Annotated in this window: 20 protein-coding genes; 9 read left to right on the forward strand and 11 right to left on the reverse strand. The window is 69.7% G+C overall.

Annotation, left to right across the window (positions count from 1 at the left end):
- Position 1 precedes the first annotated feature (1 nt).
- The 3 genes from brxD (at position 2) to FYX01_RS13605 (ending at position 5053) form a co-directional block, all read left to right on the forward strand.
- Positions 2 to 1327, forward strand: a complete 1326-nt coding sequence (gene brxD / locus FYX01_RS13595) for a BREX system ATP-binding protein BrxD (RefSeq protein WP_150241189.1) — start codon at positions 2 to 4, stop codon at positions 1325 to 1327.
- Positions 1324 to 3486 (forward strand): DEAD/DEAH box helicase, encoded by a 2163-nt coding sequence (locus FYX01_RS13600; RefSeq protein ID WP_190394316.1) that lies wholly within the window; start codon positions 1324 to 1326, stop codon positions 3484 to 3486. The genes brxD and FYX01_RS13600 overlap by 4 nt, the downstream gene beginning before the upstream one ends.
- A gap of 82 nt (positions 3487 to 3568) precedes the next feature.
- Positions 3569 to 5053, forward strand: coding sequence for a hypothetical protein (locus FYX01_RS13605; RefSeq protein WP_150241191.1), 1485 nt, complete (start codon positions 3569 to 3571; stop codon positions 5051 to 5053).
- A 91-nt stretch (positions 5054 to 5144) separates the two neighbouring features.
- Here FYX01_RS13605 and FYX01_RS13610 read toward each other — a convergent pair whose 3' ends face one another.
- The 5 genes from FYX01_RS13610 to FYX01_RS13630 all read right to left on the reverse strand — a co-directional run bounded on the left by FYX01_RS13610 (position 5145) and on the right by FYX01_RS13630 (position 10279).
- On the reverse strand, positions 5145 to 7127 hold the full coding sequence (locus FYX01_RS13610) for an AAA family ATPase (RefSeq protein ID WP_150241193.1): 1983 nt from the start codon (positions 7125 to 7127) through the stop codon (positions 5145 to 5147).
- A complete protein-coding gene (locus FYX01_RS13615) occupies positions 7124 to 7687 on the reverse strand; it encodes a hypothetical protein (protein WP_150241195.1) in 564 nt (187 codons plus the stop codon). Before FYX01_RS13615 ends, FYX01_RS13610 begins: the two co-directional genes overlap by 4 nt.
- On the reverse strand, positions 7684 to 9024 hold the full coding sequence (locus FYX01_RS13620; RefSeq protein WP_150241197.1) for a hypothetical protein: 1341 nt from the start codon (positions 9022 to 9024) through the stop codon (positions 7684 to 7686). The genes FYX01_RS13615 and FYX01_RS13620 overlap by 4 nt, the downstream gene beginning before the upstream one ends.
- 414 nt (positions 9025 to 9438) lie before the next feature.
- Entirely contained in the window at positions 9439 to 9930 is a 492-nt protein-coding gene (locus FYX01_RS13625; protein WP_150241200.1) for a hypothetical protein, read from the reverse strand.
- 13 nt (positions 9931 to 9943) lie between these two features.
- On the reverse strand, positions 9944 to 10279 hold the full coding sequence (locus FYX01_RS13630; RefSeq protein WP_150241202.1) for a hypothetical protein: 336 nt from the start codon (positions 10277 to 10279) through the stop codon (positions 9944 to 9946).
- Positions 10280 to 10523: 244 nt separating this feature from the next.
- On the opposite strand from FYX01_RS13630, the gene FYX01_RS13635 reads away from it, so the two are divergent.
- Positions 10524 to 11732, forward strand: coding sequence for a PLP-dependent cysteine synthase family protein (locus FYX01_RS13635; RefSeq protein ID WP_150241204.1), 1209 nt, complete (start codon positions 10524 to 10526; stop codon positions 11730 to 11732).
- Positions 11733 to 11812: 80 nt separating this feature from the next.
- On the opposite strand, the gene FYX01_RS13640 is transcribed toward FYX01_RS13635, so the two are convergent.
- Genes FYX01_RS13640 through FYX01_RS13655 form a run of 4 tightly spaced genes read right to left on the reverse strand, consistent with a single transcriptional unit; the run spans position 11813 to position 15845 of the window.
- The gene (locus FYX01_RS13640) at positions 11813 to 12481 is read right to left on the reverse strand and encodes an SWIM zinc finger family protein (RefSeq protein ID WP_150241206.1); all 669 of its coding nucleotides are present in this window, start codon (positions 12479 to 12481) and stop codon (positions 11813 to 11815) included.
- 59 nt (positions 12482 to 12540) lie between these two features.
- On the reverse strand, positions 12541 to 14982 hold the full coding sequence (locus FYX01_RS13645; protein ID WP_317846063.1) for an ATP-binding protein: 2442 nt from the start codon (positions 14980 to 14982) through the stop codon (positions 12541 to 12543).
- Positions 14975 to 15583: a DUF6879 family protein gene (locus FYX01_RS13650; RefSeq protein ID WP_150241208.1), complete on the reverse strand. Its 609-nt coding sequence runs from the start codon at positions 15581 to 15583 to the stop codon at positions 14975 to 14977. The genes FYX01_RS13645 and FYX01_RS13650 overlap by 8 nt, the downstream gene beginning before the upstream one ends.
- The gene (locus FYX01_RS13655) at positions 15576 to 15845 is read right to left on the reverse strand and encodes a hypothetical protein (RefSeq protein WP_150241210.1); all 270 of its coding nucleotides are present in this window, start codon (positions 15843 to 15845) and stop codon (positions 15576 to 15578) included. The genes FYX01_RS13650 and FYX01_RS13655 overlap by 8 nt, the downstream gene beginning before the upstream one ends.
- Before the next feature lie 450 nt (positions 15846 to 16295).
- On the opposite strand from FYX01_RS13655, the gene FYX01_RS13660 reads away from it, so the two are divergent.
- A complete protein-coding gene (locus FYX01_RS13660) occupies positions 16296 to 16985 on the forward strand; it encodes an SMI1/KNR4 family protein (protein ID WP_150241211.1) in 690 nt (229 codons plus the stop codon).
- Between the two features lie 167 nt (positions 16986 to 17152).
- Here the strand turns inward: FYX01_RS13660 and FYX01_RS13665 are convergent, their stop codons facing one another.
- Positions 17153 to 18121 carry an NAD(P)-dependent alcohol dehydrogenase gene (locus tag FYX01_RS13665; RefSeq protein ID WP_150241356.1) on the reverse strand — a complete coding sequence of 323 codons (969 nt, stop codon included), beginning with the start codon at positions 18119 to 18121 and terminating at the stop codon, positions 17153 to 17155.
- A 120-nt stretch (positions 18122 to 18241) separates the two neighbouring features.
- On the opposite strand from FYX01_RS13665, the gene FYX01_RS13670 reads away from it, so the two are divergent.
- From FYX01_RS13670 to FYX01_RS13680, 3 genes are all read left to right on the forward strand, one after another.
- Entirely contained in the window at positions 18242 to 18937 is a 696-nt protein-coding gene (locus FYX01_RS13670) for a TetR/AcrR family transcriptional regulator (protein ID WP_150241213.1), read from the forward strand.
- Between the two features lie 301 nt (positions 18938 to 19238).
- Positions 19239 to 19931 carry a DUF1028 domain-containing protein gene (locus FYX01_RS13675; protein WP_150241215.1) on the forward strand — a complete coding sequence of 231 codons (693 nt, stop codon included), beginning with the start codon at positions 19239 to 19241 and terminating at the stop codon, positions 19929 to 19931.
- Between the two features lie 134 nt (positions 19932 to 20065).
- Positions 20066 to 21316: a DUF5685 family protein gene (locus FYX01_RS13680; protein WP_150241217.1), complete on the forward strand. Its 1251-nt coding sequence runs from the start codon at positions 20066 to 20068 to the stop codon at positions 21314 to 21316.
- Between the two features lie 37 nt (positions 21317 to 21353).
- Here FYX01_RS13680 and FYX01_RS26640 read toward each other — a convergent pair whose 3' ends face one another.
- Positions 21354 to 21530, reverse strand: coding sequence for a hypothetical protein (locus FYX01_RS26640; protein WP_223830447.1), 177 nt, complete (start codon positions 21528 to 21530; stop codon positions 21354 to 21356).
- Positions 21531 to 22100: 570 nt separating this feature from the next.
- On the opposite strand from FYX01_RS26640, the gene FYX01_RS13690 reads away from it, so the two are divergent.
- Entirely contained in the window at positions 22101 to 23504 is a 1404-nt protein-coding gene (locus FYX01_RS13690; protein WP_150241219.1) for a family 2B encapsulin nanocompartment shell protein, read from the forward strand.
- Positions 23505 to 23532 lie beyond the last annotated feature (28 nt).

The raw sequence follows: 23532 nt of genomic DNA on the forward strand, positions 1-23532 counted from the left end.
CGTGAACACCGTCAGCCCGGTACGCCGAGAAGAGGTCGTCGGGGCGCTGCGCCGCGGCACCGTGCCCCACGGCGGACTCGACCTGTTCGCCGTCGGGCTGGAACGCTTCGAGAGCGTCCTGGACAGGGAGCTGGGAACCGTCACCTCCGGAGGGGCGGGCTTCAAGGCGGTGCGCGGCGAGTACGGCTCCGGTAAGACCTTCTTCGTCCGCTGGCTGGGTGAGCGGGCCAAAAGGGCCAACTTCGCCGTCACCGAGATCCAGATCTCCGAGACCGAGACCCCGCTGCACCGGCTGGAGACCGTCTACCGGCGCCTGACCGAACGCCTCACCACCGCCACCCAGCCTCCCAGTGCGCTGCGCGAGATCGTGGACAACTGGGTCTACGCCCTGGAGGAGGACGTCCTGGCCGCCGGGGAGGTGGCCGAGACGGACGAGGAGGCACTCGACGCGGCCGTCCTGGAGCTGCTGGAGCGGCGCCTGTCCGAGGTCGCGGCCACCAACCCCGGGTTCGCTGCCGCCCTGCGCGGCTACCACCGCGCCCAGGCCGCGGGCGAGGCCGCCATCGCCGAGGCCCTCATCGCCTGGCTGGGCGGACAGCCCAACGTCGCCTCGGCCGCCAAGCGCTACGCGGGGATCAAGGGCGACCTGGACCACTTCGGCGCCCTGGCCGCGCTCAAGGGGCTGCTGGTGCTGCTGCGCGACTGCGGTCACCCCGGCCTGCTGGTGGTCCTGGACGAGCTGGAGACCCTCCAGCGCGCCCGCACCGACACCCGGGAGAAGGGCCTCAACGCGCTGCGCCAGCTCCTGGACGAGATCGCCAACAACCAGTTCCCCGGGCTGTACCTGGTGATCACCGGCACGCCCGCCTTCTTCGACGGGCCCCAGGGCGTCCAACGCCTGGCCCCCCTGGCCCAGCGGCTGGCCACCGACTTCCTGCCCGATGCGCGCTACGACAACCTGCGCGCCGCACAGGTCCGCCTCACCGGCTTCGACCTGGACAAACTCCACCACCTGGGAGTGGCGGTCCGGGAGCTGTACGCCGAGGGCGCGGACGACCCGCAGCGCGTGCGCGGCCTTGTCGACGACAGCTACCTGCTGGCCTTCGCCGAGGCGGTCGCGGGAGAACTGGGCGGCAGGATCGGGATCGCACCACGCCTGTTCCTGCGCAAACTCGTGGACGTCATGGACCGGGTGGACCAGAACCCCGACTTCGACCCGAGGCGGCACTACAGTCTCACCGTCGGCGGCCACGAGCTGACCGAGGTCGAACGCGGAGCCCACGTGCAGCGGGCCGCCAGCGCCGACGAGGTGGAACTGGACCTGTGAGCGCGCCTTTGGAGGCGGCGGACGGTTCGGGGCCCAGCAGCCTGGACCTGCTCCACCCCACCCTCGCCCACCACGTCGTCAACACCCTGGGGTGGCCCGGGTTACGGCCCCTGCAACGCGAGGCGCTGGCGCCGCTCATCGACGGTGACGACGCGGTCCTGCTCGCCCCCACCGCCGGAGGCAAGACCGAGGCCGCCCTGTTCCCGTTGCTCACCGCCATGGCCGGGCGGACGGGGAACGGGCTGTCCCTGCTGTACGTGTGCCCCATCAAGGCACTGCTCAACAACCTGCTGCCGCGTGTGCAGGCCTACGCCGGGTGGATGGGGCGCACCGCCGAACTCTGGCACGGCGACGTCACCTCGGCCGGACGCCAGCGCATCCTGCGAGGCCGCCCCGACATCCTGCTCACCACCCCCGAGTCCATCGAGTCGATGCTGGTGAGCACCAAGGTCGACCACCGGGACTTCTTCAGGAATCTGCACGGCATCGTGGTGGACGAGGTGCACGCCTTCGCCGGGGACGACCGCGGCTGGCACATGCTCGCCGTCCTGGAACGGCTCGGCCGCGTGGCCGGGCGGTCCATCCAGCGGGTGGGGCTGTCGGCGACCGTCGGCAACCCCGACGACCTGCTCACCTGGCTGCAGGGATCGATGGCGGGCAAACGTCCGGGAAGGGTGATCGCCCCCGATCTGCGGTTGCCCCGGCCCGGGCAGGTACCGGACGAACCCCCGCCGGGGGAGGTCCAACTCGACTACGTCGGCTCCCTGCGCAACGCCGCCAAGGTCATCGCCTCCCTGCACCGGGGAGAGAAGCGCCTGGTCTTCTGCGACTCGCGCAAGTACGTGGAGGAACTCGGCCACACCCTGCGCGAACTGGGCGTGACCACCTTCCTGTCCCACGCCTCACTGGCCCTGGACGAGCGCCGCCGCGCCGAGGCCGCCTTCTCCGAGGCCCGCGACTGCGTCATCGTGGCCACCAGCACGCTGGAGCTGGGCATCGACGTCGGCGACCTGGACCGCGTCATCCAGATCAACGCGCCCGGCACCGTAGCCTCCTTCCTGCAGCGCATCGGTCGCACCGGCCGTCGCCGGGGGAGCGCCCGCAACTGCCTGTTCCTGGCCGTGGACACGGGCGGGCTCCTGGACGCCGCCGGGCTGCTGCACCTGTGGGGACGGCACTGGGTGGAGCCGGTGGTGCCCACGCCCGAACCCCGGCACATCGTCGCCCAGCAGTTGTTGGCGCTGTGCCTGCAGGAGCCGGAGGTGGGGGAGAGGCTGTGGCCCGAGTGGTGGGGCGATCTGGAGCCCTTCCACCAGGGCGCGCCCATCGCCGCCCACCTGATCCGGGAGGGCTTCATCAGCCTGGACGGCGGACTGATGATGATCGGCCCCGAGGCCGAGAAGCGCTTCGGCCGCCGCCACTTCATGGAACTGACCAGTGTCTTCACCGCACCGCCGCAGTTCACCGCCCTGAACGGGCGCACCGAGATCGGCAGGGTGGATCCGGCGCTGCTGGCCGCCGACGAGAAGGAGAGCGGGCCGCGCCGCCTGCTGCTGGCCGGACGCACCTGGCAGGTTACCTGGGTGGACTGGCGCCGGCAGCGGTGCCAGGTCGAGCCGGTCGAGGGCGGCGGGGGCAAGGCCAAGTGGGACTCCGGTGGTCACCTGGGCTCCTTCTTCCACCTGACCCGGGCCGTTCGCGAGGTGCTGCTGGGCACCGACCCGAAGGTGAAGCTCACCCGTCGCGCGGTCGACGCCCTGGCCCAGGCGCGCGAGGAGTACATGGAGCTGGTCCACCCCGGTGGATCGGTCATCGTGCGCGGTGACAGCGGCGACCTGCGGTGGTGGACGTGGGCGGGGGCCAAGGCCAACCTCACCCTGGCCGCCACCCTGGGTCGGGCGGCCGACCCGAAGCAGCACCCCAACGACGCCTGCCTGCGGCTGAACGCCGACCTGGACCCGCGCACGTGGGCCGCCGTCAAGCGCGAGGCCGCCGAGCGGATCACCCTGCCCGACGTGGGCGTGCGCGCCCTGGACGGGCTCAAGTTCAACGCGGCCCTGCCCCAGCACCTGGCCGAACGCACCCTGTCGGCGCGGTTGGCCGACGTGGACGGGGCACGTGTTCTCCTCACGGAAAGCACCCGGTTCGTTGTCCAGTGACACGTCCCCAGGCACTCCACCCGACAACTACGACCGCATGACGCTCGGCCAGCTGCGGCAACTGGCACAGAGGCGTCCTGTAGTGCACCTCGACAAGTCCCAAGCAGAGCTCATCGCCGAACTGCGTGAGCTGGATCGGCGCCGTGCTGAAGGTGAGCCTGAGGAGACGGTCGATGCTCTCTGGAGAATTCAGAAGCTCACCGAGAGCTTCGAGAAAGAAGCGCAGGAGAAGGAACGAGGCGCAGCGGTCCAGCGAATCCGGAAGCTCCTGACACCCTGGAGCGATCCAGAGTACCGCAGAGGGGTTCACGCCGCGCTGGCCGCACTGCAGGAGAAGAGTGAACCGTCGGATGAGGAGTGGGAGACCTACTTCGACACACTCCACACCCTGGTGAGCCCCTTGCTGGAAAGTGGCTGGACGCTTTGGGACGACGACCAGAAGGGCTACCACGAGCCCGGGCACGGCCCGCATATCACAGCTCAACTCCTCCGCACCGGGATAGGTCTGTCAGCCGACTATGACGTTTGGGCCGACCAGATCGACTTCTTCTCCCACGTGCGCGTGGAGAATGCTGAGTCCCTGCCCTACGCGCTCGTGGAGCCACTCGACAAACCCGTGAAAGTGGATGTCCGCGAGGGTGGTGAGCAGGCCCAGCAGGAGATGGCCCACCAGTTGGGGGCACGCGGGCTGCTGGACCCCTTCCGGCTGAAGGCGGCCGAGGGCAGCGACGTCAGTACCGGCGAACTCGCCTCCTGCGCCTACTCAGACTGGATCTTCGCGCCGGCGGCTTCCCACAGCGGGCTCTCGACGCAGGAGTTGGCCGCCAGGCTGGACGCGGAGGAGGGGATGTCGAACTACTACGGCTTCGTATGCCGGTTCATCGGTCGAAACGTGTTCCCCGACTACGTGCCCAGCGCGGCTGCCCTTGGCATCGCCACCTGGTGTTGGCGTAACGACACAGCGGTGGAGAAGTGGCACCTGCCGGATGACGTCCTCATGGCACGGGTCAACATCGCCGTGACCAAGGCGGTTCTTCCCCATCTCGACGAGATCGAGGGGACTGACTGGGAGGCCATCGAGGCGCAGCTGACCGATCCGGAGTGGGCGCTGCCGGACGGGCGGAAGGTCTCGGAGCTGTTCGGCGAGGGCTGGCCGGAGGTACAGCGGACGGTGTCCGAGCAGCTGTGTTTCTGGAGGCGGATGGATGAGGAGTTCCTGGGTCCGGAGCCGACGCTGCGTCTGCTCAGCGTGGGAGGCGCGACGAGCTATACCCGGAGCTGGTGGGGACAGGGACGCTGGAGCGCCATCTGCGGACGGATCATGAGGGACGCGATCAGGGAGGGACTGCCCCTTCCCACCGCCTACCGGGAGGCCGGACCAAAGGCACTGCTTCGCGACTTGGCCGACCCCGACGCTTTGGACGACGACACCCTTCTCTGGCTGATCGACATGCCCGATGCGGGCACGGGCCAACCGGGTGGGCTGCGCCACCACCCTGAGGCCACCCGCCCTGTGGTCAGGGAGTTCACCATCGAACTGGACAAGGACGTCCCTGGCCAGGTCTGAGCAGACCTTCTGTAGGCGGGCGTCATATGCCTGCGGCGTGACGCAGTGAGAACCCGTCCGGACCTCGGCCCCGAGGCCCGGACAGCGGGGCCTACCAGTCCTCCATGCCTTCCATGTCCTCCACGTGGGGCTGGTTCTCCGGTCCTGCATGGTGGATTCCGGGAATTCCCGGAGAGGGGTAGTCGACCGAGATCAGGGACGAGCCGGGATCGAATCCGTCAGGCAGGTCCGTGTCGAGCACGAAGAGTTGGAAGGGGCGTTCGCTGTTCGCGGTGATCCTCCGGAACTGCTCGTAGAGGCGCTGGCTCAACGGCTGGAGCGGGCCGAGGGACTTCTGCGGACTGTCCAGAATGAGGCAACCGGGAAGGAGGTAGAGGGGGTTGCCGAGCGCTTCCTCGTGCAGTGTGAGCCAGTAGCCCACGATGAAAGGGATCTGGTTGCCTCCACTGAGGTTGACGCTGTCGAAGCGCTTCTCGTCGATGTGGGGCAGGTAGTCCTTGGGGGAGATCTCGCCTCTGAGCGCGTTGGGAGTCCCCAGGTCATGGAGAAGCCTGTCGTAGGACCGGCTCAGTCGGGCGAACAACCCCTGGGCTTGGCGGCGCAGGTAGGCCTCGTGTCCCTTCTTGTTCTCCTGCGCCGCGCGGGCCTCCAGGCCGGCTCTTTCAACGTCGTCGCGGAAGCTTTGGACCTGCCTGTCGAGGTCGAGTGAATGGCGTAGTTGCTCCACCTCGCCGTCCACACGGGCCAACCCCTCGGTCAGCCGGGACAGTTCCTCGACGTGCGGTCCCCCCGTCCCGGTGAGGAGTTCCTCCTCTTCCCGGATCTCGCGGTTGCCCTCCGCGAGTTCGTCGAGGTGGCCCAGCAGCGTCTGCCTCTCCCGCTCGCCCTGGGAGATCAGGGACAGCAGCTCTTCCCGTTGAGCCGCCAGTTGGACTTCCTGGGCTCCTGACTCTCCGGGAATGAGTAGGGGGAGTTCCCCGTCGGATGAACTCTTCTCGCGGGCTTCCTCCTCCGTCGGAGGCTCGGGTTGCAGGCACAGACGGCACGTTTCCGCCGGAGTGGACCGCCCGTCGACGTCCTGCATACAGCGAGGGCACTGGGAGAACTCGATGGGTGCGAGCAGGTCGTTGGCGCTGCGCAGGCGCTGCAACCGCTCCAGGGACCGCCTCAGGCCGTTGGCGTGCTCCTGGCGGCTCGCCTGTACCTGTGTCAGTTCCCGCAGGGCCGCCTGGGTCCGCAGAGCGTTGTTCCTGTTGGCCGCGAGCATGCCGCGCAGCGTCAGTACCCGGTCGTCGCGCGTTCCCATGGTCGAGCGCAGCTCCGACAGGGCCCCGGACAATCGCTCCCGGCGTTGGAGGGCCTCCGACAACCTTCCCCGTAGGTCTGCGGCCGGAGGAAGGGAAGCTCTCTCGGTGAAGGCGGTCACGCCCTCGTTGCGGTTCTTGGCCTCGGTGTGTTCTTTTCTGGCTTCCAGGAGTAGCTGCTCCAACTGCTGGAGCTCCTCGTCGATCAGGTCGAACAGCAGTTGGAAGAGGCGCATTCGGCGTGGTGTGAGCCCCGTGGCGTCGTGGCGCGCGATGCGCTGGTCGATGTCGGTCTGGGGAACGTGGACGTACTCCCAGACGTGCTCGAAGGACAGGGTTCTGCGCTGCCCTCCGGAGGTGAAATCCACGTCCGAAGGCAGCCCCAGCCACACCATGAGCTGCTTGCCGATCGTCGTCTCGTCGGGGTCGTTCGAGGTGACGGGGAAGGTACCGATGTCCCTGCCCAAGGACATGTCATGGGCGCGCACCTCGCCGTGGGACACCGTGCTGCGGTAGAGACGTAGAAGACGCTCACCAACCGTGATCTCCACGTGTACCCCGCGCACCTTCTCCACGACCGGGGTCTTGCGGGCGTTCATGCCCAGGCCGAAGCGGATGAGCTCGATCACGGTGCTCTTACCCGAACCCGGTGGCCCGATGAGGAGGTTCAGGCCCTCATCGAATTCACGGCGATGGGGTTCACGGCGACGTGGGGTATGCCAGCGGTCAGTCGCCACTTCGAGGGCCCTGATGAGAAAACGGGTGCTCATGTGATTTCCTCACCGAAGTCGTGGAGGCCAACCTCCGGAAGGCTGTCGCGGATCAGCCCGGCCAGTTGGTTGCCGTTGAGGTGTCCGGCCGCCTCGGCGATCGCGTCGCAGCGGCTCGCGGTCCGAGCCCAGGGCTTCAGGGTGGCGGCATGGAGCGCCAGGCCCGTGCCGTTGACCGTGGGGCTCAGGGTGATCCGAGCTCGACCCTCTTCTCCGCGCTGGAGAAGACGACGGCTGATGAGAGCTCCCACCACCGTGTAGTAGCGCTCGTCCCAGGGGCCGTAGCGGTGGCGGCGCATGGGTGCCTCCACCGCTTGGGCGTCCGGAGCGGACAGGTGCAGACGTGGATCCCGCGGTTCCAGCCCTTCCAGTGCTCTCACGGCCAAATGCGGATAACGGAGGAAGAAGTCGAGCTTGGCGAGCTGGGTCAGTCCGTCGACGTGACCCGGTTCCGGATATGCCCGGGCGACGGCGTTCACCAGCATCAGGACACGGACCTCGTGGTAGGTGCGATCCCGCTGGAAGAGGGGCAGGTGGTGCGCGGAGGGAGGGGCGTTCACTCCTCCTCCCCGCGAGCTGTGGGCGGAGCCAGCGCGCTGATGCTGGCCTCACCGGAGCGTTGTAGCTCCCCGCTTGCGTCGAACATCTCCTCGGTGAACCAGATGCGGCAGTGATCGGAGGCGTCGGCGATGGCTCCGGTGAGCAGGGACCGGGTCAGGGGAAAGGGCAGGGAGGGAAAACCGTCGACGGGAAGGCGGATGCTGTCCCCCCACAGGCGGCGCCCGAAGTCCTTGCCGGATATGCCCTGGTTGAAGAGGTCGTACTCGACGTCGTCCACGTGCTGACGGAGCTCCTTGGCGAAGACCTCCATCTGGGCGTGGTTTCCGGGGGAGTCGTCCACCTCCGCGGAGACTGTGTCCTGCCACTCCTTCATGTCTTCCTTGGCACGCTGGATGGCGTTGGCACCGCAGCCGCCCGCGTCCATCTTGACCGACACCGTGTGCCGGTGAGGTCTGTGTGGAACCAGGAAACGGCGAGGGTGTGTCACAGCCTGGTCGATCTGCTCACGTGCCTGCTCGGTGGTGATCCTGCGACGGAGCAGATCATAGGGGAGTCCGTCGCGCTGTCGGCTGTTGGAGAGATGGACGAGTTCGCTGAGTTCTCCCCATTCGAGGGGAACGGAGGCGGTCATGCTCTGTTCGACGAATCCCCTCAGGGCCCACCAGACCGGCTCTGACAACTCCTCGGGGTACTTCAGGGCCTTCAGGATTGGTTTGACGGAGGAGAGAGGGGCCGAGAAATCGATGTCCCGACGTCCGGGGATGTTGGTGTCCAGACGGAGCTTGTCGAGGAAGGGGCTGACGGAGGAGAGGAGCGCACCGGTGGGGACGCAGTCCTGCGCTCTGGCCCCGCGCCCCTGGGCCTCCTCTCCGGTGAGCCCGGCTCGCTCACCGCTGATGAGAAGATGCTGGGCGAACTTGTGCACCACGGTCGTGTACTGCTGTGTGGTCACTGGAGACCGGGGGCTGCCGGAGGCGACGTCACTGACCAGGCACAGGTCCCCCAGGGAACCGGTCTTGGCCCTGAGGAGCGCGTTGTTGGTCGACAGCCGCCAGAAGCTGGCACCGGGCAGTCTGCGGTGGTTGCGGTACAGATGGGCCACTCCGCCCCGTTCCATGAGGTCGGTCCACTCCCATGGCCCCTGGTCCAGGTCCCGCTCCTTGGCCGAGACCAGCATGGTCTCGTCTCCGTCGATGAGGACCCAGTCCTCCCAGTACTCGCTGATCAGCGCGCGGTGCGGAGGTTGACGTCCCGCTTCGCGGTCACGAATATCGCGGGCGAGGAGAATTAGCAGGTCGCGCGTGGCGATACTGCACTGCCATGCGAATTTGTTCAAGCTGCGGGAACCCGCGTCATCGGGGGGTTGTGCTTCTGCGAGGTCGAGCTCGTCCAAACGGTGCCATCCGTTCTTTTATGTCTCTTTCACCCCCACTTCTACCATCGGAGAGTTGGTAGGACGTACCAGAAGGACCCCCGTGCTCGTTGGAGACGGGTTTCTCCCTATGAGAAATACGTAGTAGGCCCCTGGAAACCGAACTCCCGTTCCCTTTTAGTCGAAATCCTGGACGAACGTCCTCTGGTTCAGCGGTCCGGGTCGTGTGGACGCCTGGGCGCTGGCTCAGGACGTCCGGCCCTCGTCCGGGCCGCCCAGGAGGATGATCTCGTGGGCGCTCAGGTCGCCCATGGTCTGTTGGTGGCGCGACCGTTGTTCGTCCATCAGCTCACGGATGTGCTGCGCGAACCCCACGAGTCAGGCAGGCGAGGACCCGTCGGGTGACGTCAGAGTCCTGGGCATCGGCGGGACGGGCCGGTCCCGCCGCGCCCCACGACCGACCGGTCGGGGCTCGCGTTCCTCGGCGACGCAGCTCAGGATCTCCCTCACGGCGAGCCGTTCCGCTACCCGGAAGCCGTGGACGCCGGAGTCGACCTCGTGCCAGGCGGCGTCGCGTAGGACCACACGGGCGGCGAAGGCCGGTTGGCCGTCGTCCGCCTCCTGCCACGTCTCGCGCACCGACTCCGCGAACTCATCGACGAACTCCTGTGGGAGCGGTTCCTCGGGATACCGGCATGTCTCGGGAAGGTCGTCGACGAACGCGAAGCTTTCGGCCGTGCCCTCCGGCAGGGGCTCGGCGTCGACCCACACCATGGCGAAGTGGCCCGAGCAGGAGGTCTGGATGACCTGGCGGACGAACACACCAGTGACCGGGCGGGGCAGTGCGGGCGGACGGGGGCGGTCGCTCACCGGGGCCTCCTTCTCAGATGTCGCAGCTCTGGCAGCGGCGTGTGGCGATCTGTTCGGTGTTGCCGTGCGTGGCGCGGGCGGGGGAGCTCTCGTTGATACGGCGCCACAGCTGCGGATCGGGGTCGGCGATCCAGCCCCACAACGGCGCCTGGATCTCGGAGTCGGATTGGTGCAGGCAGCCTGGGCGGTGGGCTACGCCCCGTGGTGAGACGAGGATGGTGCCGCCGGGGAAGTGCGCGTCCCCCAAGGTGGTGCCAGCCCTCTGCTCGTGCGTGCTCCGGTCCTCGCGCACGAGCGAGCATGCGCAGCCGCCGCCGACGGGGAGTTCGCAGAAATCACAGCGTTCCATGACCTCGATGATGCACGGTCCCTGTGACCAACGGACTCCGCGTCCGGTCTCCGCCGTACCTCCCGCTGGTGCCCCGCGTGGCCAGCAGGGCAAGAGTGGCTTTCCACAACATGCGAAGGGGAGGAACCGAAACCGTTCGCGTCGGCACGGACCAAGGCTCCGAAACAGGACGGAATCGGTAGCCTGACCAGCGATTTCATCCGCTGGATGGTCCCTGGAACCCGTGCGGGGGTAGCCCCGGCTCATGACCACGACACGCAGTGAACAGGACACGAGCACCGTCACGACACGGATCGTCGACTACTACGACAGCCGCGAGCGGGCCTGGGTGAAGGAGGCGGTCCGGCTGCTGCACGCCGACGCCACACGCTCGGCGGACACGCACGTCTTCCAGTTCCCGCTCCCCGCGGAGTGGGGCATCGACCTCTACGTCAAGGACGAGTCCGTCCACCCCTCCGGCAGCCTGAAGCACCGCATGGCGCGCGCACTGTTCCTGCACGCACTGTGCACCGGGTGGATCGAACCCGACACGCACGTGTTCGAGGCCTCCAGCGGCTCCACGGCGGTCTCCGAGGCCTACTTCGCACATCTCCTGGGGCTGAAGTTCACGGCCGTGGTGCCCAAGAGCACCAGCCAGGAGAAGGTGGAGCTCATCAGGTCCTACGGGGGAGTGGTGGCCAACCCCGGAGAAGACGGCGACATCGAGAAGGAGGCCGCTCGCCTGGCCAAGAAGGAGCCCAAGGGTCACTTCATGGACCAGTTCACCTACGCCGAGCGCGCCTACGACTACCGGGACGACCACAACGTGGCGGCGACGATCTTCCGGCAGATCGCCGAGGAGCGTCACCCCGACCCCAAGTGGATCGTGGTGGGAGCAGGTACTGGAGGCACGAGCGCGACCATCGGCCGGCACATCCGCTTCAGCCGCCGCGACACCCGGGTGTGCGTCGTCGACCCGCAGAACTCGGCGTTCTTCCCCAACTGGACGGCCAACCAGGGCCACCCCAAGAGCCAGTGGCCGGAGGACCCCTCGACCTGGACCAAGGGGAAGCCCTCCCACATCGAGGGTATCGGGCGTCCCACGGTCGAGCCCTCGTTCCTGCCCGCCGTCGTCGACCGGATGATCTCGGTGCCCGACGCCGCCTCGATCGCGGCCATGCGCCTGCTCCTGTCCCGGCTGCGCCACCGCGCGGGCCCCTCCACGGGAACCAACCTGTGGGGAGCGATGCGGATCGTCGCCGAGATGCTCTCCGACGGGGAGCGGGGCAGCGTCGTCATGCTCATGTGCGACCAGGGCGAGCGGTACATGCACAACTACTACGACGACACGTGGGTCGAGCAGACGCTCAAGCTGGATCTCGCGCCCTACACCAAGGCGCTGGAGGACTTCCTCTCGACCGGCCGCTGGAACGAGCCTTCGGCCGCCGCCGTCCCCGCGGCCAGGGGCACCTGAGGACGAGTCCGTGCCAGGGGCGGAGGGACGCCGTGTTCCCGGCGTCCCTCTGACGGTTTGCCTGCGGCACCGGCGGTCTCCTACCCGTGCAGGCGCTCCAGCGCAGACAGGACCACGCCGTCGGGGTCCTCCACCATCTCATCCGCCTCGGCGGTGAAGGCGAGCACGGCGTCGAGGAACTTCCCGGCGGCCTCGGCCTGGCCGGAGCGCTCCAGCTCCTGTACCGCATCAGCGGCGCTGTGCATCGCCCGGGCGTACTCGTCCGCCTGCTCGTAGGGCACCGGTTCGGTGATGTGTAGCGCGCCCTCGAACAGGGTTCGCAGCGCCTCCGGGACTCGGGTGGCCACCGCCGCGCGTGCCTCCAGGGCCAGAGTGAGCGCGGGGGAGCGGTCGGCCTCCTCCAGTAGCAGACCCACCAGCCGTTCGCGGTCGAGGGTGTACAGGTAGGAGGCGATGTCGGGCACCGGTGGCGCGGCACTGCCGTGCTTACGTTCGTACAGGTGCGCCAGGCCCACCGCGACCACGTGCTTGCAGCAGTTCCCCTCCTCGGCCCAGGGGCAGTCGCAGTGCCAGGAGAAGGCGCCCTCGGCGGTGAGACGCACCCGGTAGCGGCGCTGTCCGCCGACGGCGGTGTGCACGGCTTTCCCGCTCTTCCGCAGTCCCGACACCCGTCCGAGGTAGTCCAGGCCGCGGTCGAAGGACTTCCGGTCGGCCAGATCCAACAGGTGCTCGCGTGAGAGTCCAGGCATGGGCCCAGTCAAGCAGAGCAGTGCGGAAGGCGGGGCCCGAACGCGAGCTCCCCGCCCGCTCATGTCCCAGGATCCCGGACGAGGGCGCCGACCTCCTCCCGCAGGGCCACCGCGGCCGGGTCGTCGAACTCCTCCAGCAGCTCCAGGGCCTCGGTCCGGTGCTCCCGGGCCCGTTCGTCCTCGCCCAGGGAGCCCCGGACGGCGGCCTGGCGGTGCAGGCACACCGCCAGGCGCCAGCGGTCGCCGCACCCGCGGTACCCGGCCGCGGCCTGCTGGAGGAAGCGCGCCGACTCCTCCCGCAGGTCCAGGGACCGGTACACCTCGCCCACGCCCTCGAAGGACTCGGCCTCGCGGCGCCGGTCGGCGACCCGGCGGTGCAGGGCCGCGGCGTGGTGGTAGGAGGCCAGGGCCTCGTCGTGGTCGCCGAGTCCGGCCTGGACGTGGCCCAGCTGCAGCAGGGCGTAGGCCTCCTGGACGAGGTTGCCCGGATCCCTGGCCACCTCCAGCGACTCCCGGATACTGCCCAGGGCCCGCTCCCGCTCGCCCAGCTCCCGCCAGGCCATGCCCAGGCAGGCCAGGGTGGCGAACTCGGTGATCCGGTCGTCGGTCTCCCGGTGGATCGCCACCGCCCACTCGCACAGGGCTACCGCCTCGCGGGGGTCGCCCAGGCGCAGCGTCACCGCGGCCAGGTTGCCGAGGGCGATGCCCTCCCACCGGCGCTCGCCGAGTCCCCGGGCCAGACGCAGGCACTCCTCGAAGAGCTCCCGCGCCCGGTCCAGACGGTGGGCGCGCAGGTGCACCAGTCCCAGGGCGTTCAGGGACATCGCCACGCCGAAGGTGTCGTCCAGCTCCCGGCGCAGGGCCAGGGCCCGCTCGTGGTGGTCGAGCCCCTCTTCGGCCCGGTTGGCCTGCAGGTGGGCCATCCCCAGGCTCTCCAGCAGCTCCGCCTCGGCCCCCGGGCGTGCCTCGCTCCGGGCCGCGGCGAGCCCGGTCCGCCCGGTGGTCTCCCATGTGGTCATCGGGGCGTGGAAGAGGTGGAAGTGGCGCAGCACGGAGGCCAGCCGCCAGGCGGTCCCGGCCATCCCGGCGGAGGCCGCGGACTCGACGCAGGCCATGAGGTTGGCGTGTTCACGCTCGAACCAGTGGAGCGCCTGGGCGCCGTCCCGGAAGCTCCGGGCCGCCGAGTCCGGAAGGTCCACCGGGTCCAGGTGGCGCAGGTGGGAGCCGAAGGCCCGGGCGGCCGCGTCGGCGGTGTGCAGGTACCACCGCAGCAGTCTGCCGAGGGCCTCCTCCCGCTCCCGCTCCGGCTCCTCCTGCCGCAACTGGGCCTGGGCGTAGGAGCGCAGCAGGTCGTGGAACCGGAACCGGTCGGAGCCGGTCTGCTCCACCAGGTGGGCCCCGACCAGCATGTCCAGGGTCTGGCGGGCCTCCCGTGCCGGGACGTCGGCCAGCAGCGCCGCCGCCGTCGCGTCGAAGTCCGCTCCCGGGTGCAGGCCCAGCAGCCGGAACAGGCGCGCCGCCCGGTGGTGGAGCACCCGGTAGGACCAGGCGAAGACCGAGCGGACCGCGTGGGCCTCCTCCTCGTCGTCGGTCGCGAGGGCGTCCCAGAGCCCGGACTCGTCGCGCAGGTCCTGGATGAGGTCGTGCAGGGGCATGTGCGGTCGGCTCGCCGCCCGTTCCGCGGCGATGCGCAGGGCCAGGGGCAGGCGCCCGCACAGCCGGGCGAGCTCGGTGACCTCGTGCGGGGTGTCGCCGCCGCGGTGGCCGCTGGTCGCGTGCGTGAGCAGGTCCACGGCCTGCGCGGAGCTGAGGGTGCGCACCGTCAGGCGCTGGGCGCCCTGGCCAGCGACCAGGCCGGACAGGCGGTCCCGGCTGGTCACCAGCACCACCGAGTCCGAGGCTCCGGGCAGCAGGGGGCGCACCTGGGCGGCGGAGGCCGCGTTGTCGAGCATGACGAGCACCCTGCGCTCGGCGAGCAGCGACCGGTACAGGGCCGCCCTGCTGTCCGTGTCGGGTGGCACCGCGTCGGCGGGCACGCCGAGGGCGCGCAGGAAGCGGTCCAGGACCTGGTCGGAGGCGACCGGCGGTCCGGAACCGTATCCCCTCAGGTCCACGTGGAGCTGGCCGTCCGGGAAACGCGAGCGGACCCGGTGCGCCCAGTGCAGGGCCAGGGCGGTCTTGCCGACACCGGCGGTGCCGGTGATGAGATGGAGCGCGACCTCCCGGTCGCGGCCTCCGGACTCCTCACCGCGCAGCCGGGAGCTGAGTACCTCCAGTTCGCCCACGCGGTTGACGAAGCCGTGCACGTCGGCGGGCAGCTGGCGGGGCACCGGACCCGACGCGGACTCCGGCCCGTGGAAGTGCACCCCGCCGTGCACCTGTCCCGCCTGGACGGCGCGGCCGGACACCTCGCTGATCCACGACGAACGGCCGTCCCGGACACCGGGCTCGGGCTCGGACCCGCGCGCGGGATCGGCCCCGGGGCCGTCGCGGTCAGGCACGGGGCATCCCCGCTGGGGCGACCTCGCGGGGGAAGTAGGACTCCAGGGGTTCGGCGCCTCGGTACAGGGCGGCGATCTCCTCGCGGCAGCGCGCCGTGACCCCCGGGTCGGTGTGGCGCACGCTCCCGGCCAGGACACCGCGTTCGTCGTAGCGGATGCGGTAGGTGACCTCGTCTCCGAGGGTCAACACCTCGGGGACCACCCCTCGTCCCTCCAGGTGCGCGACGGCCTCGGGGCCGACCACCCGGATGTGCTCGCCGCACTGGGCCCGGACGTGCAGGGAGTGCAGTTCCCAGTGCAGGTAGGGGGTCAGCGGCCATTCCACGACCCGCACCCTCAGCACACGGGTGCCCTCGCGCTCCAGGCCGGAGAACATCTCCACCAGCCCGGTCCGGTCCTCCTCCAGCATGCGGAGGGACTCGTGGACCTCGCCGGACCGATACCTCATCCAGCTCGGGTTCTCGGGCTCGTGGAAGTCCTGGAGCCGCTCCAGTTTCCAGGCGTCCGCTCCGCGCAGCGCCCCGAATCGGCGTGCGAAGTCCTCGTCGTAGGCGTCCAGGCCCAGGAGGTCGCCCCGGAGGTCGGTGAGGACGTCAAGCATCCGGGATGTCCGCCTTCGCCGCGACGAGTACGTTGCGCGGGATGACGACGAGTCGCTCGTCGTCGTCGATGGCGGCCTCCGGGGGAAGCAGGTCGGCGTAGTGGGCGGTCAGGTCGCGGCCGATGACGGCGATGTCGCCGTTCTCCAGCTCCCAGATGTCGGGGCAGCCCTGGACGTTGTTCGTGTTGCCGAGCGCCTGGGGTGACCGACCCAGGCGTCGGGTCATCCGTGCGTCGGGGTCTGCCTCCCACGGGCGTGCCATTGCTTTCCTTTCCGTGCACACCGAATCGGGGGAAGGTGTGCTGAAGATAAAATAACATGGCGCTGAATAGCGTCCGGTAACTATTCTGTGTCTGTTGGAGGTGATTGTGTGTACTATGCGAGGTGTGCTCGTGGAGTCCACGCTTTCACGTGAAACGCTTAGTCGGTGCTGTTGTTCATGGTCTGACCTGGTGTGACGCGATGGCATGGGGTTGTCATGAATGATGCGCATGTAATATGCGGGATAATGTCATCATGCACGTGAATGTGCACAGGACTATGCACATGAATCGGCGGTGCTGATCTGTGGAATCGGCCCTACCGCATCACGTGGTCCATGCCTTTTTCCGGAGTGCGGGCATCGAATCCCCGGCGCGTGAAGGAAGCCGTCCCGCTTTCTCCGGCAGCCCGCCGCCGCCGTACTGTCTTCGACGCTCCCTACGATGCCGCCATGGACACGAGTACGGATGTGTGGGCGGGAGTCCGCGAGCAGGTGTGGGAACTGGGGCGTGCGCCCGGCGCAGGGGAGGTGTTCGGAGCCCGTCACCACGGTTTCGAGCTGCTGGACCCGCTGACACCCGGGGAACTGGCCGAGCTGGAGGGACAGTTGGGGACGCGACTGCCAGACGGGTACCGGGAGTTCCTGCTCAGGGTGGGCGCGGGCGGTGCCGGACCCGCCTACGGCGTCTTTCCCGTGGTCAGAGGAACGGACGGCCGGTGGCGGTGGCACGGTGACGGTACGGACCTGGCCGCGCCGACGCGGCTGGCGGAGCCGTTCCCGGTCACCGGGCCCGATCCGGAGTCGCTGGCCGCCCTGCGGGCCCAGGAGCCCTTGGAGGAGGACTTCGAGGACATCGAGGAGTTCGACAGGGTCTACGAGGCCTGGGACGCGCGCATGGGCGACCTCCTGTGGGCCGAGGATCGCACGGCCGGGGCGCTCTGCCTGTGCCATCTGGGCTGCGCGCTACGGCAGTGGCTGGTCGTGTCCGGCCCCGAGGCCGGGCGCATGTGGAACGACGGCCGCGTCGACGACGAGGACCTCCAGCCGCTCACCGGCGAGGACGGCACACCCCTGACCTTCGTGGACTGGTACCTGGAGTGGCTGCGGGAGGCTTCCCGCACCGTGGCGGTCCGGACCTGACGGGCGGGTCGCGTGCCGCCCACTCCCATGGGCGGCATCTTCCGGCTGGCGGCGCCGGCTGTCCCAGGTGGACGGGGCCGGGTCGGGAGGCATTCGCGCCACCCGGTTTACCGGGGTGCGCGCGGATCGCGCGACGGCGCGGTCCGCACAGGGCGCGCACTCATGGCTCAGGCGTCCGGGCCGGCCATGCTGACCACCACCTTGCCCCGGATCCCTCCGGCCTCCAGCGCCCGGTGGGCCTCGGCGATCTCGGCCAGGGGCAGGATCCTGTCCACGACGGGACGGACGGCTCCGGACTCGGTCAGGCGGGTCAGTTCGGCGAAGAGTTCGTGCTTGGGGTTGCCGCTGAAGAAGCGGACACGGCGCGAGCCGAAGACGGCCGAGGCGGCGACGTAGGAGAGCGACGCGAGCATGCGCCCGCTGTCGAAGGTGATCGTCACCATGCGCCCGTTCCCGGTCAGCCGCCTGCGGTAGGCGGGCATCCCGGTTCCCACCGTGTCCAGGACGACGTCGAACGGCGGCAGGTCGGCGGCACCGGTGTCGGCGTAGTCGAAGGCCTCGTCGGCGCCCAGCTCCCGCACGAAGTCGAGGTGCTCGGCCCCGGCCAGAGCGGTGACGTGGGCGCCGTAGGCACGGCCGAGCTGGACGGCGACGCTGCCCACCCCGCCGCTCGCGCCCCGCACCAGCAGCCGCTCGCCCGGGGCGAGACGGGCCCTGTCCCGCAGCGCGGTGACGGCCGTCGTACCGACGACGGGCAGGGCCGCGGCCTCGACCAGGTCGGTGCCCGCCGGGGCGAGGGCCAACTGTCGAGGTGAGACGGCCACGAACTCGGCCATGCTGCCGAAGGTCCGGGGCAGCGCGCCCCACACCCGCTCTCCCGGTGCGAACCCGGAGGCGCCGGACCCCACCTCGACGACCTCGCCCGCGAAGTCGTTCCCGGTCCGCTTGGGAAAGCCCCTGTCGAGCAGTCCGGTCGCCAGGCGCACCCCGCCCGCACGGCCCAGCAGTTCGCCGCCGTTCACGCTGGCGGCGTGGACGCGCACCAGCACGTCCCCCGGCCCCGTGCCGGGCCTGGCCACCGTGCCCTCGTGCAGCACCTCCGGGCCGCCGTACCGGTCGTACAGGGCCGCGCGCATCCGATTCACCGTCCTGGTTCCCTCCGTCAGCCACCGCACACCGAATGTGGGCGGGCTTTCACTCGTGCACGCTACGCCGCAAACGGAGGCCACCGTCCATTTATGGCTAATGTGAGAGGTATGGCTGCCGATTCCTCTCGGATGGACCCCGACACCGCCGCCCCCGACACCGCAGCCGGGCCTGGGCGGCTGCGCTCGGACGCGCGGCACAACCGCGCCCGCATCCTCGAAGCCGCGCGGGAGGCGTTCGCGGCGCGCGGCCTCGACGTGCCCATGGCCGCGATCGCCCGCCGTGCCGGTGTCGGCGTGGCCACGCTCTACCGGCGTTTTCCCACCAGGGAGTCGCTGGTCACGGAGGTCTTCGCCGACCAGCTCGCGGACTGTGTCGGCGTCGTCGACGAGGCCCTGGCGGACCCGGACCCGTGGCGCGGGTTCCGCACCGTCATCGAGAAGGTGTGCGCCATGCAGGTGGCCGACCGGGGGCTCACCGCCGCGTTCCTCACCGAGTTCCCCGGGGCCGTCGAATTCGAGCGTGAGCGCATGTGCGCCGAACGGGGCTTCGCCACCCTGACACGGAGGGCGCAGGAGGCCGGGCACCTGCGCGCCGACTTCGCCCGGACCGACCTCACCCTCGTCATGAAGGCCAACGAGGGCGTCGTCGCGGAGTCCTCCGAAGCCGCGGCGGCCGCCTCCCGCCGACTGGTCGCCTACTTCCTCCAGGCCTTCCGGAGCGACCACACCACCTCGGCACCGGACCTGCCGCCACCGGCCCCGATCGGCCTCTACCACTTCGACCCCCTGACGGAGGGACGCTAGTGGGCTGGGCTACTCCGGCCGAGGTCCTCAACAAGTTCCTCGTTGCAACAACCACTTGACCCCAAGGCGCCGAAGTGCGCTATAAGTACAAGATCACGGCGCGGGGGGCGAGCCGGTGAACCCTTGCGGTCACCGCATGAGGACCCGCCGGGCGGTGCTGTTCCGCGCTGTCCCGCCTGACGGCGCACGTACCGTCCCCGCGTCCGGTACCATTCCCGGCGATCCGTCTGATCGCCCGGCCCCTGGCGAGGGTGCCGCACCGCACCGATCCAGGCGCCCGAACACCCGAGGGTGGTTCCGGTTGTACGCAGGTACCTTCTCGATCGTCGCCTACGACACCGCCGCCAGAACGTGCGGTGTCGCGGTCAGCAGCCGGATGCCCGCGATCGGCGCGCTGTCGGTGTTCGCCCACGCGGACGCGGGGGCGGTCGCGACACAGGCGCTGATCAACCCGCTGCTGGGCACGGACGCCCTGGATCTGCTGCGGTCCCACACCGCCGAGGACGCGCTGCACCGGGTCCTGGGCACCGACCCCGCCGCGGACTCGCGGCAGGTCGCCGTGGTCGACCGAGGAGGTCGCGCCGCCGCGCACACCGGATCGCAGACGCATCCGTGGTGCGGCCACAGGGTGGGGGTCGGATACGCGGTGGCGGGAAACATCCTGACCGGCGCCGACACGCTCGACGCGATGGCGGAGCGGTTCGAATCCGGTGCCGGGGACCGCATGGACGAGCGTCTGCTGAGCGCCCTGGAAGCGGGGCAGGCGGCTGGCGGGGACAGGCGGGGCAGACAGAGCGCAGCGCTGTACGTGCACACCGGTCACCCCTATCCCTACCTGGACCTGAGGGTGGACGAGCACTCCGACCCGGTGGCCGAACTACGCCGGGTCTACGGGGTCGCCAGGCGGGAACTGCTGCCGTTCGTGGAGGCCATGCCCACGCGCGCGCGTCCCGCGGGGAACTTCGAGCGGCTGCTGGACACGGGCGACCACTGAGCCCGCCCCGAGGCCGACAGCGCGCCTTCGACGCGTTCGCGCGGCCGTGAACTTTCCGTGCGGTCCGGGCGTCGAACCCCCTTGTCCAGCCCGCGGTCGCCGTCGCGGCGGCGGAAAGAGGAGGCCACCAGCCCGTGTTCGGAATCCTGCGTCCCTGTCGGCACACACTGTCCGACGGACTGGCCGGGGAGTGGATGTCGCACATGTGCGGGCTGTGCCTGGCACTGCGCGACGACCACGGCCAGGCCTCCCGGATCGCCACCAACTACGACGGGCTGGTGGTGTCGGTCCTGACCGCGGCCCAGTCCGAGGAGTGCGCCGGTACACGCCGGGCGGGCCGCTGCCCCCTGCGCGGCATGCGCGGGGCCGAGGTCGCCGACGGCTCCGGCGCCCACCTGGCGGCGTCGGTGTCGCTGATGCTGGCCTCGGCCAAGATCGCCGACCACATCGAGGACGGCGACGGCCCCTACGCCCGCCGCGGCGTGCGCGCGCTCGCCGGACGGGTCGCCGAGCGCTGGCGGCGTGGCGCGCGGGAGGCGGGCGCAGGGCTCGGATTCGACGGAGCCGAGCTGGTCGCGGTGGTCGACCGGCAGCGGGAGGCCGAGCTGGCGGCGGGCCCCGGCACCGACGTCCTGGCGGTGACCCGGCCGACGGAGGAGGCCACCGGCGAGGCGTTCGCGCACACCGCGGTCCTGGCGGGGCGTCCCGCGAACGTCGAACCGCTGCGTGACGCGGGACGCCTGTTCGGCCGGGTCGCGCACCTGCTGGACGCGGTCGAGGACCGCGAGGAGGACCGGGAGAGGAACGCCTGGAACCCGCTCACGGCCACCGGCACCGGGCTCGGCCGGGCCCGCGAGCTGTGCGACGGCGCGGTCCTTGGCGTCCGGTTGGCGTTGGAGGAGGCCGAGTTCACCGACGACCGCCTGACCCGCGCGCTCCTGGTGGGGGAGCTGCGCCGAGCCGTCGAGCGCGCCTTCGCCCACGGAGGGCATCCGAACCGGGGCCACCACCAGAACGACCATCACCAGAATCACCACCGCCACCCCCACCCCCGGCAGCAATGGGACGGGGACGGGAGCCACGGAGCCCAGCACGGCGGCGGACACGGGGACGGAGAACACGGGGACGGCTCCGGCCCCGGCGGGAACGGACACAAGGGCAACTGCTGCGGTTCCTGTTCGTGCGACACCCCCGAACTCCGGCGTCCGCCCAAGCCGCGAGGCATCCTGGCGGGCTGCGTGGCCGCGCTGTTCATGTGCTGCACCTGCCAGTTCTGCTGCCGTGACCCCCACCCCGGGCCGTGGACGGGCAAGCCCCGTGACGCCTGGTGCAACCTTTGCGAGTGCTGTAGCTGTTGCGAGTGCTGTTTCTGCTGTGATTCCTGATGGTCTCCCACGGACAGCGGCCTGAACGGACGTTCCCCTACCCCGCCGTCGGTCGCCCCCGAGGCACCGCGAACCGTTCCGCGAGGGCCCCGGCCAGGGCGGCGAGCTCCTCCTCGTCACACAGACCGGGAACGAACACCCCGTCGGCGCCGGCCTCCTCGTAGGCGGCGGCCAGTGCGGCCGCCGACGCGTGGTCCCAGGCGTTGGGCAGCAAGAGGGGTCCGGCCCCTCGGGGAAGCGGTCGGTTCCGGGGTGCTCCATGCGGCCGGGCTCGCCGGGTCCGGGACGGGCGGGTCCCCGCTGTGGCATCGGCCGACCGTAACCCTTTCCGTATGTGACCGTGAATCGGCTTCGCGGAACGCCTTTCATGAAGAATTCACGTCATGACATGTCCCTATTTCATGGATTTCCTCCGTGGGGCGTTTGTGTAGTGGATTAGTCACTCTGGGTGAAGAGCTTGTCGTCTTCGCTGTTCAGGTGGCTGACGTGGTCGGTGAAATCCCGCATGGCGGAGGTGTGCTCCTTGCGGTGTGCCATAAGGACCAACGTAGGTATAGGACAGGTATTCCTCTCCGTGCGTTGAGAAAAATCGTGATTATCTTGCACGCCCCGAATGGACGGTCCTAGGGTTGCCAATGGTTTGCGGGGCGCTTTCCTGCGCGTCAACGGCCCTGGTCAGCCCCCGTATCCGCGTAGTCCTCACCCCTTTTCCTCCCGATCCGCTTCGCAGGGCCCCTCAGGCCCGGCGGAGCGGGCACGCGACCACACAGGAGAGACCCGGCGGATGTCGATCGATTCAGCTCCCGAGGTACGGAACGGCAAGCAACAGAGCCTGGGGACCGCCGCCGCGCGCAACCTGGCGACCACGACCAAGTCCGCGCCGCAGATGCAGGGGATCAGCTCCCGCTGGCTGACCAGGATGCTCCCGTGGGTGCACACCGACGGTGGCGCCTACCGGGTCAACCGGCGGCTGACCTACACCATCGGCGACGGGCGCATCGAGTTCTCGCAGACCGGTGCGCAGGTCCGGGTCATCCCCCAGGAGCTCGGCGAGCTGGCCCTGCTGCGCGGTTTCGACGACGTCGACGTGCTGACGGCCCTGGCCGACCGCTTCGTCCAGCGCGACTTCGAGCCCGGCCAGGTGCTGGCGGAGGAAGGCGCCCCGGCCGACCACCTGTACCTGCTGGCGCACGGCCGCGTGCACAAGACCAGCAACGGCCACTACGGTGACACCAACTGGCTGGGCGTGCTGGCCGACGGCGACAAGTTCGGTGACCGCTACCTGCTCGACACCGAACCCCGGTGGGAGTTCACCGTCAAGGCCGCGACGGCGGGCACGCTGCTGGAGATGCCCCGACGCGAGTTCATCGCGATCCTGGACGACTCGCCCACCCTGCAAGCCCACGTCCAGGAGTACCTGTCCCTGCCCGAGCAGCGGCAGAACAAGCACGGCGAGGCCGAGATCGCCCTGTCCTCGGGCCACGTCGGCGAGGCAGAACTCCCCGTCACCTTCGTCGACTACGACCTCAAACCGCGCGAGTACGAGCTGGACGTGGCCCAGACCGTGCTGCGTGTCCACAGCCGGGTCGCCGACCTCTACAACAAGCCGATGAACCAGACCGAGCAGCAGCTGCGGCTGACCATCCAGGCCCTGCGCGAGCGCCAGGAGCACGAGCTGGTCAACAACCGCGAGTTCGGCCTGCTGCACAACACCGAGTTCAAGCAGCGGATCCAGACCCACGACGGGCCGCCCACGCCGGACGACCTGGACGACCTGCTGAGCATGCGCCGCAACACCCAGTACATGTTCGCGCACCCCAAGGCCATCGCGGCCTTCGGCAAGGAGTGCAACAAGCGGGGGCTGAACATCGGCACCGCGGAGGTCGGCGGCCACCACCTGCCCGCATGGCGCGGCGTTCCACTCCTGCCGTGCGGCAAGATCCCGGTCTCCGAGCACCAGACCTCGTCGATCATCGCCGTCCGCACCGGAGAGGACAACGAGGGCGTCATCGGCCTGTACCAGACCGGGCTCCCCGACGAGGTCGAGCCCGGCCTCAACGCGCGCTTCATGGGCATCGACGACAAGGCCGTCATCTCCTACCTCGTCAGCACCTACTACTCCGCCGCGGTGCTCGTCCCCGACGCCGTCGGGATCCTGGAGAACGCCGAGGTCCACCCGCGTGGTTGACGATCCGGCACTGTCAGGGAAGGAGGTC

The sequence above is a fragment of the Nocardiopsis quinghaiensis genome, from assembly GCF_008638365.1.
Lineage (GTDB): Bacteria > Actinomycetota > Actinomycetes > Streptosporangiales > Streptosporangiaceae > Nocardiopsis > Nocardiopsis quinghaiensis.

Bases quoted from the DNA above. Each gene is read 5' to 3' on its own strand.
- FYX01_RS13670 (WP_150241213.1), top strand. From the start codon at position 18,242: ATGGCTGCCGATTCCTCTCGGATGGACCCCGACACCGCCGCCCCCGAC.
- FYX01_RS13635 (WP_150241204.1), top strand. From the start codon at position 10,524: ATGACCACGACACGCAGTGAACAGGACACGAGCACCGTCACGACACGG.
- FYX01_RS13630 (WP_150241202.1), bottom strand. From the start codon at position 10,279: ATGGAACGCTGTGATTTCTGCGAACTCCCCGTCGGCGGCGGCTGCGCA.
- FYX01_RS13655 (WP_150241210.1), bottom strand. From the start codon at position 15,845: ATGGCACGCCCGTGGGAGGCAGACCCCGACGCACGGATGACCCGACGC.
- FYX01_RS13660 (WP_150241211.1), top strand. From the start codon at position 16,296: ATGGACACGAGTACGGATGTGTGGGCGGGAGTCCGCGAGCAGGTGTGG.
- FYX01_RS13610 (WP_150241193.1), bottom strand. From the start codon at position 7,127: ATGAGCACCCGTTTTCTCATCAGGGCCCTCGAAGTGGCGACTGACCGC.
- FYX01_RS13640 (WP_150241206.1), bottom strand. From the start codon at position 12,481: ATGCCTGGACTCTCACGCGAGCACCTGTTGGATCTGGCCGACCGGAAG.
- FYX01_RS13690 (WP_150241219.1), top strand. From the start codon at position 22,101: ATGTCGATCGATTCAGCTCCCGAGGTACGGAACGGCAAGCAACAGAGC.
- FYX01_RS13650 (WP_150241208.1), bottom strand. From the start codon at position 15,583: ATGCTTGACGTCCTCACCGACCTCCGGGGCGACCTCCTGGGCCTGGAC.
- FYX01_RS13665 (WP_150241356.1), bottom strand. From the start codon at position 18,121: ATGCGCGCGGCCCTGTACGACCGGTACGGCGGCCCGGAGGTGCTGCAC.